Raw genomic sequence first — 12,372 nt, 5'->3', positions numbered from 1 at the left:
CGATGCGCGCAACGGCGAGCCCCCCGCAATACCGGGACGCTGACCGACTGACCTTGAAGCTTTCCATCGTCCTGCCCGTACTCAACGAGGCACCGCAGCTCCAGGCAACGCTGCAAGCGCTGGTAGCACTGCGCCAACGTGGCTGCGAAGTGATCGTGGTAGACGGCGGCAGCAGTGACGGTACGTTAAACGTCGCGCAACCGTTTGCTGACCGTGTCATCGTTGCGGCCCGCGGACGTGCGAGTCAGCAAAACGCGGGGGCACAGGTTGCGCATCATGAGGCACTGCTGTTCCTGCATGCCGACACGCAGTTGCCGGCTGACGCCGACCGCCTGATTCTTGACGCGCTGAGCAAAGGGGCAGACTGGGGCCGATTCGACGTATGTTTTGGCGATCCGGGCGGTGAAGTCGGGCGGCTGCCGGCAATGCTTAACGTCATCGCCTTCATGATGAACTGGCGTTCGCGCGTCACCGGAATCGCCACCGGCGATCAGTGCCTTTTCTTCACCCGCGCGGCATTCGAGCGCACAGGCGGCTTTCCAATGCAGCCGCTGATGGAGGACATTGAGCTGTCCAGGCGACTCAAGAAGGTTTCGCCACCTGCCTGCCTGCGCGACAGGGTGACGACTTCGCCGCGTCGTTGGCTCAGGCACGGCGTCTGGAGAACAATCCTCCTGATGTGGTGGCTGCGATTGGCTTACTGGCTCGGCGTATCGCCAGTGCGACTCGCTCGCTGGTATGGCTACAAATAACTTCGTCGCCGGCCCGGTGCGTCAGCATGACTAGCCGCTTGCCGTTTCACATCGCTGTTTTCTGCAAGGCACCCGTCGCAGGGCGCGTCAAGACGCGGCTGATCCCTCAATTCGGTGCCGGTGGCGCAGCCGCCATCTATCTCCAGCTTGCGCTGCACGCCCTGCAGACCGTCAACGACGCCCGCGAGCAATACGCGGCCACGGCGTCGCTGTGGGTCGCCGACGACACTGAGCACCCAGCCATCAGGCAGTGGAGCCGCGATTTCAATCTGCCTGTGTTCCTGCAGCAGGGCGAAGACCTCGGCGCGCGCATGCTGCATTGCCTGCAGTCGCTTGCTGCCGACAGGCAACGCGTACTGCTGATCGGCACCGATTGCCCGGCGCTGACAGCGGGCGATCTCGCGTCGGCCGCAGCGACACTGGACGCCGGCAACCGATGGGTTTTCACCCCTGCTGAAGATGGCGGCTATGTCCTGGTGGGCAGCAATGCGCCCAATGCTGTGCCGTTCTCCGGCGTCGCGTGGAGCACCGACGCGGTAATGGCGCAAACGCGCGCCGCACTTGCCGCCGCCAATGAGCGCTGGGCCGAAATGCCGCGGCTTTGGGATGTGGACGAGCCTGCCGATGTCGGGCGTGCGGTCGCGCTCGGTCTGATCCGCGTTTGAGGCCAGCCGACAAGTTCTAAACTCCGCGCATGATCGCGAACACTGCCCTCCATCGCATTGCCGCCAATGGCATCACACTCAACGCCCGTGTCACTAATGATCGCAGCAAACCACCGCTGCTGCTGTTGCACGGTCACCCGCAGACGCACCTGATCTGGCACGAGGTGTGGCCAGCGCTCGGCGAGCATTTCACGCTGGTCGCGCCCGACCTGCGCGGCTACGGCGACAGTGACAAGCCGCCGTCCGATGCCAGCGTGAACCACGCGCCTTACAGCAAACGCGAGATGGCGAAGGACATGGTGGAGCTGATGCAATCGCTAGGCTTCGCGCGCTATCGCGTGCTCGCGCACGACCGTGGCGCGCGGGTGGCGCATCGCATGCTGGTCGACCATGCCGACTCGGTCGAACGCGCGACGCTGCTCGACATCGCACCGACGCTTGCGATGTACGAGCAGACCAACATGGAATTCGCGCGCGCTTACTTTCACTGGTTCTTCCTGATCCAGCGTGAGCCGCTGCCGGAGACGATGATCGAGGCAAACCCGGAGTTCTTCATCGAGAAGATGATGGGCAACCGCCACGCGGGGCTCAGCGCCTTCGCGCCGGAAGCACTGGCCGAGTATCGTCGCTGCATCCGCCTGCCCGGCATTGCGCATTCGATCTGCGAGGACTATCGCGCCGCAGCAACGATCGACCTGGAGCACGACCGGGCCGACCGCGAGGCCGGCCGCAAGGTCACGCAGCCGCTGCAGGTGCTCTGGGGCGCCAATGGCATCATCGAAAAGTGCTTCAAGCCGCTTGATGACTGGCGACGCGTGGCCGTCAATGTTCAAGGTAGCTCAGTCCCTTGCGGACACTACATTCCCGAGGAAGCGCCTGACGCCTTGCTTGCCGCCGCATTGCCGTTCCTTGCTGACTAGGGCCTGCCGCGCAGGCCACGCGATTCGGCTGCGCTACCCGCGATTCGTCGCACGCGTCTGGATCGTAATCTGGTGCCCGCTACGATGCGCTCTGTTCTCGCTTGAACAAAACCTGTCGCCAGGCAGGCAGAACGCCTGATCGTCTGCTCAACAGCACAAAGGGGACTCCATGCTCACCGCGCTTACCGTCGTTGCCCTGATTGTGGTCGTCGCAATGTTGATGTACTTCGCGCCCGATCTGATCGGCTGGCTGCTCGCCATCACCTGCGGCGTGGCGGCGCTGTTGCTGCTCACTCCGGTGATCGTCGCGCTGTTGCTGCCGTTCTCGCTGCTGGCGATATTCCTATTTGTCGCGCTGGTGTTTGCACTCGCCATCGGCGCAGCGCTGCTTTGGCCATTGCTGTTCGTCAGCTAAAGCCATCGCATAACCAAGCGGTAACGTTCGCAACAGCTAAGTAACTGGACAAACGATTTTTATTGGGCTTGAGCGCGAAACTTAAGAAAGTCGACTTTCTTCAATTTACCCGTTAGGCCCCTGTCAAATGGAGCATTGACAAAAAAGTTGATGGTTCCAGCGAGCTACCCGCGAATGGTTTGACAGACTGCGCCGCTAGACTGCCGTCACCCACTCACTGCAGCAGTAGCGCAACATCAACATGACCAAACGAATCGCAGTCATCGCCGGTGACGGCATCGGCAAGGAAGTGATGCCGGAAGGCATCCGCGTGCTCGAAGCCGCCGCGAAAAAGTTCAACATTCCGCTCGCCTTCGATCACTTCGATTTTTCATCGTGGGACTACTACGAGAAGCACGGCAAGATGCTGCCGGACGACTGGAAGGCGCAGATTGGCAGCCATGACGCGATCTACTTCGGCGCCGTCGGCTGGCCCGCGAAGATCGCCGATCACGTCTCGCTGTGGGGCTCGCTGCTGCTGTTCCGTCGCGAGTTCGACCAGTACGTGAACCTGCGCCCGGCGCGGCTGATGCCGGGCGTCACGGCGCCGGTCGTCAAAAAGGACGGCTCGCCGTACAAGGCGGGCGAAATTGACTTCTACATTGTGCGCGAGAACACCGAGGGTGAGTATTCGAGTGTCGGCGGTCGCATGTTCGGCGGCACCGAGCGCGAGTTCGTACTGCAGGAATCGGTGTTCACCCGCACCGGCGTCGACCGCATCCTCAAGTTTGCATTTGAGCTGGCGCAGAGCCGCCCGAAAAAGCACCTGACCAGTGCCACCAAGTCCAACGGCATCTCGATCAGCATGCCGTACTGGGATGAGCGCTGCGCCGAGATGGCCAAGGCCTATCCCGGGCTGACGCTCGACAAGTTCCATATCGACATCCTCACTGCGCACTTCGTGCAGCGTCCGGCGTTCTTCGATGTGGTCGTTGCCAGCAACCTGTTCGGCGACATCCTGTCCGACCTCGGCCCCGCCTGCACCGGCACCATCGGCATCGCACCCAGCGCCAACATCAATCCGGACCGCAAGTTCCCGAGCCTGTTCGAGCCGGTGCACGGCAGCGCGCCCGACATTGCCGGCAAAGGCATCGCCAACCCGATCGGCCAGATCTGGTGCGGCGCCATGATGCTCGAATGGCTGGGCCACAAGGCCGCGCACGACGCCATCCTCGCTGCGTGCGAGAAGAGTACGGCCAGCGCCGTGCGCACGCCGGACCTCGGGGGTACCGCATCCACGGCCGACGTCGGCAGATTTATTGCCGAATCGTTATAGCCAACATTGCAACAGCGTGCCGCACCAGCGCACGCTTCTTGCTAAGCTACGGCAATGACTTCCAAAGCGCATTGCCATCATGCCTGCTGATGCTCCCGCCTCGGGCGCCGCGTCGGCGGCTCCGCAACCTCACATCCGCCTGACCTCGCACTCGGGCGGCTATGGCGCCCGCCAGATCGTATGGGACGCGCCGACACCGCTCGAACGCGGCCCCATCGTCGGCACTACGACCACGCGCGCGCATCGCAACGTGATCGGCACCCACAGCGGCAGCTATAGCGTCTATCGCGCGCTGGCCGTCGCGGCCGGTGCGCTCAAGCGCGACCACCGTGCCGATCTGACCAACACCTCGCCGACCGATGCCATCGGCCCTTATCCGCAGTGGAGTGAACCGGGCCGCATCGTGTCGCTCGATCCCTGGGGCGCAACCGTGGCGCAGGTCTTCGCCGATGACCTCGCGGCGGGCTACGACATCCGTCCGACCATCGCGGTGACCAAAGCACACGTGATCCTGCCCGAGGTCATCGACGCACTCGCGCGCGGCCGCCTGAAGGCCGACGGCAAGGTGCTCACCGACAACGGCGCGGCCATGGTCACCAAGGCCGCGATTGAGCCCGTCTGGTATCTGCCCGGCGTGGCCAAACGTTTCGGCTGCAGCGAGGCCGACCTGCGCCGTGTGCTGTTCGAAGAGACCGGCGGCATGTATCCCGAACTGGTCACGCGGTCAGACCTCGAAGTTTTCCTGCCGCCCATCGGCGGCCAGACCATCTACATCTTCGGCAACCCGCGCGACCTCGCCAACCCTGATGTCGAACTGACGGCGCGGGTGCACGACGAGTGCAACGGCTCCGACGTGTTCGGCTCGGACATCTGCACCTGCCGGCCTTACCTGACACACGCCATTGAGGAATGCATTCAGGGCGTGCAGCGCGGCGGCGTGGGCCTCGTGGCCTATTCGCGCAAGGAAGGCCGCGCGCTCGGCGAGGTGACCAAGTTCCTCGTCTACAACGCGCGCAAACGCCAGGTCGGCGGTGACACGGCCGACAAGTATTTCGCTCGCACCGAATGCGTCGCCGGTGTGCAGGACATGCGCTTCCAGGAGCTGATGCCCGACGTGCTGCACTGGCTCGGCATCCGCAAGATCCATCGCCTTGTCTCGATGAGCAACATGAAGTACGACGCGATCACCGGCTCGGGCATCGAGATCGGCACCCGCGTCAACATCCCCGACAAGCTGATTCCGGCCGACGCCCGCGTCGAAATGGACGCAAAGATCGCATCTGGCTACTTCACGCTGGGCCTGGTGCCTGACGCCGAAGAGTTGAAGGTCGCCAAGGGTCGCGGCCTCAGCGAATGAACGCAGCGACCGCAACAGAATCCTCGTCACTGGCGACGCAGTCGGTTCTGCGTGAACTGCGCAGCACGGCCGCTGTGCGCAAGCGTGCACATGCACTGCTCGTAGGCGCACGCGCTGGACTATCCGCAGCCTTCACGGTCGGCGACGATGCCACCATCGCTGCTGCTGCGGCGCTGGTGGCGCAGGTCACGCACGATCGCTACGGCGGCGGGCCGATCCCGTATCACAGCCGCTGGCGTCACTTTGAGGCCGGCGGCGTCGATCGCCGCGGCGAGCTCGACCGCCTGCTGGGCAACGTGAGCGCCGCCGAGCGCGCGCGTACGCAGATCGACCTCACCGTCGTGAGCGTCCTGCTAGACGCCGGTGCCGGGCCGGACTGGGGCTATGTCGAGGCGTCGAGCGGCCAGCGCTTCACGCGCTCCGAGGGCCTGGGCGTCGCCAGCTATCGAGCATTTGTTGGAGGCCTCTTCTCGTCCGACCCTGCGGTGCCGCTGCGCGCCGACGCGGCCGGCCTGCGCGCCGTGACCGCAGAGGCGCTCGCCGAAGCCTTTCAGGTGGGCGCCGACAGTCCGCTGGTCGGTCTCGACGGCCGTGTGACACTGCTGCGCCGCCTGGGCGACACGCTGGCGCAACAACCGGACGTCTTCGGGGCACTCGGCCGTCCCGGTGCGCTGTTCGATCTGTTGTGCGCCGACGCGCAAGGCGGCATCACGGCGCACGCGGTGCTGGTGGCGCTGCTAGACACGCTGTCCGAAGTCTGGCCAGCGCCGAACCGCCTGCCCGACGGCACCGCGCTCGGCGACTGCTGGCGCTTCGCTGCGGCGCGTGGCGAAGGCGCAAGCGACGGCTGGATGCCGTTTCACAAGCTGTCGCAATGGCTCAGCTATTCGCTGCTGGAGCCGTTCGAATGGGCCGGGGTCGCGGTCACCGGACTCGACGCGCTGACTGGCCTGCCCGAATACCGCAACGGCGGACTGCTGCTCGACAGCGGCGTGCTTGCCGTGCGTGACCCCTCTGCACTCACGCACACCTGGCAGGTCGGCGACGATTTCATCATCGAATGGCGCGCGCTGACCGTCGCCCTGCTCGACGAACTGGCGCCGCGCGTTCGCGCGATACTTGGGCGTAGCGAAGCGCAGATGCCGCTCGCGTGCGTGCTCGAGGGCGGCACCTGGGCCGCCGGACGCGTGCTGGCGCAGCGCCTGCGCGGCGGCCTGCCACCGATCCAGCTGAATAGCGACGCTACTGTTTTCTGATTAACGACAATAGACACATCATGGCCAACGTCACCCTCGTCGATCACCCGCTCGTCCAGCACAAACTCACGCTGATGCGGCGCAAGGACGCCAGCACCAACAGTTTCCGCCGCCTGCTCAACGAACTCGCGATGCTGATGACCTACGAGGTCACACGCGACGTTGGCATGCAGGAGATCGAGATCGAGACGCCGCTTGAGACCACCAAGGCCAAGGTGATCGACGGCAAGAAGCTGGTGTTCGTGTCGATCCTGCGCGCCGGCACCGGCATTCTCGACGGCATGCTGAGCGTGGTGCCCGGCGCCCGCGTCGGCCACATCGGGCTCTATCGCGACCCGAAGACGCTGACCGCCGTCGAGTACTACTTCAAGGTGCCGAGCCACATGGAAGACCGCGACGTGGTCGTCGTCGATCCGATGCTGGCGACCGGTAACTCGGCCATCGCCGCCATCGAACGCGTCAAGGAGACGCGGCCGAAGTCGATCAAGTTCGTCTGCCTGCTGACCTGCCCCGAAGGCATCAAGGCGCTGCAGGCGGCGCACCCCGATGTTCCGATCTTTACGGCGGCGATCGACCGCGAACTGAACGATCATGGTTACATCCTGCCCGGTCTCGGCGATGCCGGCGACCGCATCTTCGGCACCAAGTAGCGCGTTTCTTGCTTTCGTCACCCGGTCCAGTTTGCCCAAGCAACCACAACACAACCAATAACAGGAGCCCCGCATGAACACCCGTCGTCAGTTAGCCCTTTCCGCCGCAGCCGTTGCTGCGCTCGCCACGCTCGCCATGCCGGGCCTGACCTTCGCGCAGGCCAAGCTCAAAGTTGCCGCGATTTACACAGTGCCCTTCGAGCAGCAATGGGTCAGCCGCATCCACAAGGCGCTCAAGGCCGCCGAGGCGCGCGGCGATATCGAATACAAAGCCACCGAGAACGTCGCCAACGCCGACTACGAACGCGTGATGCGCGAATACGTCGCGGCGGGCAACACACTGATCGTCGGCGAGGCGTTCGCCGTCGAGGCGGCGGCACGCAAAGTCGCCAAGGACTCGCCCAAGGTCTCGTTCCTGATGGGCTCGTCGGGCAAGCCGCAGGCGCCCAACTTCAGCGTGTTCGACAACTACATCCAGGAGCCGGCCTATCTGTCGGGCATGGTGGCCGGCGGCATGACCAAGTCGAACAAGATCGGCATGGTCGGCGGCTTCCCGATCCCCGAGGTCAATCGCCTGATGCATGCCTTCATGGCTGGTGCCAAGGAGACCAACCCGAAGGTCGAGTTCACGGTCAGCTTCATCAATAGCTGGTTTGATCCGCCCAAGGCCAAGGAAGCCACGTTCGCCATGATCGACAAGGGCGCCGACGTGCTCTACGCCGAGCGCTTTGGCGTCAGCGATGCTGCCAAGGAAAAGGGCAAGCTCGCGATCGGAAACGTGATCAACACGCAGGACAAGTACCCCGACACGGTAGTTGCGTCTGCCCTCTGGAACATGGAGCCGACCATCGACGAGGCGCTGAAAAAGGTCAAGGCCGGCAAGTTCACCGCCGAGGATTACGGCAAGTTCTCGATGATGAAATTCAAGGGCTCCGAGCTCGCTCCGCTCGGCACCTTCGCAACCAAGGTTCCCGCCGACATCGTCGCCAAGGTCAAGGCCAAAGAGGCCGACATCCTGTCGGGCAAGTTCACGGTCAAGGTGGACGACTCGCAACCGAAGTCGACTGCGAAGTAACAGCCTTCGCCACACCGCCAACCCCTCTGTCACCTGCGGTGACATCTCCCCTGCCTTGCAGGGGCGACTCATGATGCAGGCCTCCCCTACAGCGTAGGGGAGGTGGCGCGCAGCGCCGGAGGGGTTGCCGCCTTCACCCCCTTCTCCAAACCGCCGCCGTGACCACCGGCCAACCCGTCCTCCAGCTCCGCCACATCAGCAAACGCTTCGGCTCGCTGCTGGCGAACGATGACATTTCGCTCACTCTCGGAGCGGGCGAAGTGCTGGCGCTGCTTGGTGAGAACGGTGCTGGCAAGTCGACGCTGATGTCGATCCTGTTCGGCCACTACGTTGCCGACAGCGGTGACATCGAGGTGTTTGGCCACCCGCTTCCGTCGGGCAACCCGCGCGTTGCGCTGGACGCCGGGATTGGCATGGTGCACCAGCATTTCACGCTGGCGGACAACCTGAGCGTGCTCGACAACATCATGCTCGGCAGCGAGCCATGGTGGCAGCCCTTCACGCGACGACACGACGCGCGGCAACGGCTGCTTGACGTCGCCCAGCGCTTTGGCCTGCCGGTGGACCCGGATGCGCGCGTTGGCACGCTCTCAGTCGGCGAGCGGCAGCGCGTCGAAATTCTCAAGGCGCTGTATCGCGGCGCGCGCATTCTGATCCTCGACGAACCGACGGCCGTACTGACGCCGCAGGAGAGCGAGTCGCTGTTTGCAACGCTCGGTCAAATGGTCGCGCAGGGGCTGTCGATCATCTTCATCAGTCACAAACTCGGCGAAGTGCTGCGCGTGTCCAACCGCGTCGCGGTCCTGCGCGCGGGCAGGCTGGTCGCCGAGGCGGCGACGGCGGACGTCACGCAATCGCAGCTTGCACAGTGGATGGTCGGCCATGGAGTCGAGGCCGCCACACGGCGCCCAGCGACCGCGCGCGGCGCCGTCGTGTGTGCGCTCGAACGCGTGAACACGCCGCGGCGTGGGCGCGAGTATCTGCACGAGGTTTCGCTGGCACTGCATGCGGGCGAGATCGTCGCCATCGCCGGCGTGTCCGGCAACGGCCAGGCGGCGCTGGCCAACTTGCTGTGCGGCACCATCGAGGCAGAAACAGGGAACATCGTCCTGAACGGTGAAGCGCTGCCCGCACGACCCGAACAGCTGGTACGACTGGGTATCGCACGAGTCCCGGAGGACCGGCATGCCGTCGGCGTCGTTGGAGACCTGCCGGTGTGGGAGAACGCCCTGTCGGAGCGACTGTCATCGCCCGCGTTTTCGCGCGGCGGATGGATACGCGGTGCCCACGCACGCGAGCACGCGAGCACCATCGTCTCCCGCTTCGACGTGCGCGGTGCCGGCCTCAACACCGCTGCGCGCTCACTCTCTGGCGGCAACATGCAGAAGCTGATTCTGGGACGCGCACTGACGCCGCCTGCTGGTGCCGCGCCAGCACGACTGATCGTCGCGCACCAGCCGACCTGGGGCCTCGACATTGGTGCCGTCGCCTTTGTGCAGGATCAGCTGATCGCCGCACGAGACGCGGGCGCTGCGGTGCTGCTGATTTCGGACGATCTCGACGAAGTGATGGCGCTCGGCGACCGCATCGCCGTGATGCATGCTGGCGAACTCACCGACGCGCGCGCCGCCGATGACTGGACACGTGAATCCATCGGACTGGCGATGGCAGGGGCGAAGCATGCGGCGTGATGCATTCCTGATTCCCTGTGGGAGCGGGCTCGCCCGCGAAAGCCCATCGCAAACGCCAATCGCGGGCGAGCCCGCTCCCACAGATGCGGCGCAGAGTCAATCAATATGCGGCTAGAAAAGCGCAATGAAACCTCCGCCGTAGCGCTGGTCGCAGCGCCGTTCGCGGCCGTCGCCTTCACGCTGCTCATCGCCGCATTGCTGGTGCTCTGGGCCGGCGCACCGGTCGGCAAGACATATTCGCAGCTACTGCAGGGCGGTTTCGGCTCGGTGTTTGCGTGGAGCGAGACGCTCACGCGCGCGACACCACTGATCCTGACCGGGCTCGCAGCAACGGTGGCATTCAAGGCGCGCCTGTTCAACATTGGCGCCGAAGGGCAGTTGTATGCCGGCGCGCTCGCTGCGATTGCGGTCGGTGGCTTGCACGGCGGCAGCGGGCTGGAATGGTCGCCGTGGGTGCTGTTCCCGCTGATGCTACTGGCTGCTGCGCTGGCGGGCGCCGCATTGCTGCTCGGCCCCGCGCTGATGAAGCAGAAGCTCGGCGTCGACGAAGTGGTCACGACGCTGCTGTTCAACTTCATCGTGCTGCTGTTCGTCGGCGCGATGCTCGATGGCCCGATGAAGGACCCGACGGCGATGGGCTGGCCGCAGAGCGTTGCGCTCAACGGCGATCTCGAACTGGGCAAGCTGATCGAGGGCACGCGCGTGCACAGCGGACTGCTGTACGCGGGCGCGCTCGCAGCGGCGATGTGGGCGCTGTTCCGCTTCACCACGCTGGGCTTCCGGATTCGCGCCGTCGGTGCCAACGCGCGTGCAGCGGCGTTTGCGGGCATTCCCGTCACGCGCACGGTGGTGATGGTCGCTTTGCTATCGGGCGGACTCGCGGGGCTGGCAGGTGCCATCGAGGTCGCAGGTCGCACAGGCTACGTCACGCTCGACATGTCGCCCGGCTATGGCTACAGCGGCATCGTCATCGCGATGCTCGCGGGCTTGCATCCGCTGGGCGTGCTGGTCGCCAGCGTGTTCGTCGCCGGCGTGCTGGTGGGCGCCGACAGCATGAGCCGCGCGATTGGCGTGCCGACGTACATCGCGGACGTGATCGTCGCCACTTCGCTGCTTTCGGTGCTGGTCGCAACGCTACTCACGCAATACCGGGTGCGCTGGAAATGATGGACCTTCTTAACTCCATCATTGACATCCTCGGCAACGCGTCATTCTGGGTGGCCGTGCTGCGCATCGCAACGCCGCTGATCTTTGGCACGTTGGGCGTGCTGCTGTGCGAACGCGCGGGCGTGCTCAACCTCGGCATCGAGGGCATCATGGTTGCCGGGGCGTTCGCGGGCTGGCTCACCGTGTACGCGGGCGGGTCGCTGTGGCTGGGTGTGCTCGTTGCGGCAATCACGGGCGCCGCGTTCGGCCTGCTACACGCATGGTTGACCGTGGGGCTGGCGCTGTCGCAGCACGTCGCCGGGCTCGGTATTACCATGCTCGCAACGGCGCTGTCATATTACGGCTATCGCGTGAGCTTCCCCAAGGTCAACACACCGCCCACCGTGACGCCGTTCGCGCCAATGGATTGGCTGCCGATCCCGGTGTTTGATGCACAGACACCGCCGACTTTGCTGGCGCTGGCGCTGGTTCCGCTGATCGCGTGGTTGCTCTATCGCACACCCATCGGCCTGGCGGTGCGCATGGTCGGCGAGAACCCGCAGGCGGCCGAAGGCCAGGGCGTCTCGGTCGCGGTCGTGCGTACGGGCGCGATCGTCGCAGGCTCGGCGTTGATGGGCGTCGCGGGGTCGTTCCTGACGCTGTCGGCGTTCAACGCATTTTTCTTCAACATGATCAATGGCCGCGGCTGGATCTGCGTTGCGCTGGTCGTGTTCGCCGCGTGGCAGCCCGGCAAGGCGCTGGTCGGCGCGTTGCTGTTTGCGTTCTTCGATGCGCTGCAACTGCGGCTGCAACAGTCCGGCGACGCGGTGCTGCCGTATCAGTTCTACTTGATGCTGCCCTACGTGCTGTCGATCGTCGCCCTGATCATCGTCGCACGGCGTGCGACGTATCCGCAGGCGCTGATGAAGCCTTATCGCAAGGGCGAGCGTTGATGCGTGGCGAGCTGCCTTTGACGCCCGATGCGACGAACACATTGTCGTCCCCGCGGCGGCGGGGACCCAGACCGACGCGCAAGGTTGGAGTGTCAACGCAGCTACCCGCGGCGACCACAGTCTGGGTTCCCGCCTTCGCGGGAATGACAGCATGGCAAAGCCGCCCGCAGCGACGAT

At 64.8% G+C, this 12,372-nt stretch carries 12 protein-coding genes; all 12 read left to right on the top strand.

Features of this window, described 5'->3' with window-relative positions; genetic code table 11:
- The first annotated feature begins 2 nt into the window (after window positions 1-2).
- The 12 genes from FKL89_RS06980 (at window position 3) to FKL89_RS06925 (ending at window position 12,195) form a co-directional block, all read left to right on the top strand.
- Window positions 3-752, top strand: a complete 750-nt coding sequence (locus FKL89_RS06980; RefSeq protein ID WP_156862078.1) for a TIGR04283 family arsenosugar biosynthesis glycosyltransferase — start codon at window positions 3-5, stop codon at window positions 750-752.
- Between the two features lie 26 nt (window positions 753-778).
- Window positions 779-1,417 carry a TIGR04282 family arsenosugar biosynthesis glycosyltransferase gene (locus FKL89_RS06975; RefSeq protein ID WP_156862077.1) on the top strand — a complete coding sequence of 213 codons (639 nt, stop codon included), beginning with the start codon at window positions 779-781 and terminating at the stop codon, window positions 1,415-1,417.
- A gap of 29 nt (window positions 1,418-1,446) precedes the next feature.
- Window positions 1,447-2,337 (top strand): alpha/beta fold hydrolase, encoded by an 891-nt coding sequence (locus FKL89_RS06970; RefSeq protein WP_156862076.1) that lies wholly within the window; start codon window positions 1,447-1,449, stop codon window positions 2,335-2,337.
- A gap of 169 nt (window positions 2,338-2,506) precedes the next feature.
- Window positions 2,507-2,752: a hypothetical protein gene (locus FKL89_RS06965; protein ID WP_156862075.1), complete on the top strand. Its 246-nt coding sequence runs from the start codon at window positions 2,507-2,509 to the stop codon at window positions 2,750-2,752.
- 241 nt (window positions 2,753-2,993) lie between these two features.
- Window positions 2,994-4,067, top strand: a complete 1,074-nt coding sequence (locus FKL89_RS06960; RefSeq protein ID WP_156862074.1) for a tartrate dehydrogenase — start codon at window positions 2,994-2,996, stop codon at window positions 4,065-4,067.
- Window positions 4,068-4,146: 79 nt separating this feature from the next.
- Window positions 4,147-5,424: a GTP cyclohydrolase II gene (locus tag FKL89_RS06955; protein WP_156862073.1), complete on the top strand. Its 1,278-nt coding sequence runs from the start codon at window positions 4,147-4,149 to the stop codon at window positions 5,422-5,424.
- The gene (locus tag FKL89_RS06950; protein WP_156862072.1) at window positions 5,421-6,680 is read left to right on the top strand and encodes a URC4/urg3 family protein; all 1,260 of its coding nucleotides are present in this window, start codon (window positions 5,421-5,423) and stop codon (window positions 6,678-6,680) included. The genes FKL89_RS06955 and FKL89_RS06950 overlap by 4 nt, the downstream gene beginning before the upstream one ends.
- Before the next feature lie 20 nt (window positions 6,681-6,700).
- Complete coding sequence (upp, locus tag FKL89_RS06945) at window positions 6,701-7,330, top strand: uracil phosphoribosyltransferase (protein ID WP_156862071.1); 630 nt, start codon at window positions 6,701-6,703, stop codon at window positions 7,328-7,330.
- Between the two features lie 73 nt (window positions 7,331-7,403).
- Window positions 7,404-8,405, top strand: a complete 1,002-nt coding sequence (locus FKL89_RS06940) for a BMP family protein (RefSeq protein ID WP_156862070.1) — start codon at window positions 7,404-7,406, stop codon at window positions 8,403-8,405.
- Window positions 8,406-8,563: 158 nt separating this feature from the next.
- On the top strand, window positions 8,564-10,096 hold the full coding sequence (locus FKL89_RS06935) for an ABC transporter ATP-binding protein (RefSeq protein ID WP_156862069.1): 1,533 nt from the start codon (window positions 8,564-8,566) through the stop codon (window positions 10,094-10,096).
- A gap of 105 nt (window positions 10,097-10,201) precedes the next feature.
- Complete coding sequence (locus FKL89_RS06930) at window positions 10,202-11,263, top strand: ABC transporter permease (RefSeq protein WP_156862068.1); 1,062 nt, start codon at window positions 10,202-10,204, stop codon at window positions 11,261-11,263.
- Window positions 11,263-12,195, top strand: a complete 933-nt coding sequence (locus tag FKL89_RS06925) for an ABC transporter permease (RefSeq protein ID WP_156864588.1) — start codon at window positions 11,263-11,265, stop codon at window positions 12,193-12,195. The genes FKL89_RS06930 and FKL89_RS06925 overlap by 1 nt, the downstream gene beginning before the upstream one ends.
- Window positions 12,196-12,372 lie beyond the last annotated feature (177 nt).

Origin of the sequence: Casimicrobium huifangae (assembly GCF_009746125.1) — a bacterium.
GTDB lineage: Bacteria > Pseudomonadota > Gammaproteobacteria > Burkholderiales > Casimicrobiaceae > Casimicrobium > Casimicrobium huifangae.
This window is presented reverse-complemented; position numbering and strand designations above follow the sequence as displayed.

Excerpts from the sequence above, each read along its gene's own strand:
- FKL89_RS06980 (WP_156862078.1), top strand. The coding sequence starts at position 3 with ATGCGCGCAACGGCGAGCCCCCCGCAATACCGGGACGCTGACCGACTG.
- FKL89_RS06975 (WP_156862077.1), top strand. The coding sequence starts at position 779 with ATGACTAGCCGCTTGCCGTTTCACATCGCTGTTTTCTGCAAGGCACCC.
- FKL89_RS06970 (WP_156862076.1), top strand. The coding sequence starts at position 1,447 with ATGATCGCGAACACTGCCCTCCATCGCATTGCCGCCAATGGCATCACA.
- FKL89_RS06965 (WP_156862075.1), top strand. The coding sequence starts at position 2,507 with ATGCTCACCGCGCTTACCGTCGTTGCCCTGATTGTGGTCGTCGCAATG.
- FKL89_RS06960 (WP_156862074.1), top strand. The coding sequence starts at position 2,994 with ATGACCAAACGAATCGCAGTCATCGCCGGTGACGGCATCGGCAAGGAA.
- FKL89_RS06955 (WP_156862073.1), top strand. The coding sequence starts at position 4,147 with ATGCCTGCTGATGCTCCCGCCTCGGGCGCCGCGTCGGCGGCTCCGCAA.
- FKL89_RS06950 (WP_156862072.1), top strand. The coding sequence starts at position 5,421 with ATGAACGCAGCGACCGCAACAGAATCCTCGTCACTGGCGACGCAGTCG.
- upp (WP_156862071.1), top strand. The coding sequence starts at position 6,701 with ATGGCCAACGTCACCCTCGTCGATCACCCGCTCGTCCAGCACAAACTC.
- FKL89_RS06940 (WP_156862070.1), top strand. The coding sequence starts at position 7,404 with ATGAACACCCGTCGTCAGTTAGCCCTTTCCGCCGCAGCCGTTGCTGCG.
- FKL89_RS06930 (WP_156862068.1), top strand. The coding sequence starts at position 10,202 with ATGCGGCTAGAAAAGCGCAATGAAACCTCCGCCGTAGCGCTGGTCGCA.
- FKL89_RS06925 (WP_156864588.1), top strand. The coding sequence starts at position 11,263 with ATGGACCTTCTTAACTCCATCATTGACATCCTCGGCAACGCGTCATTC.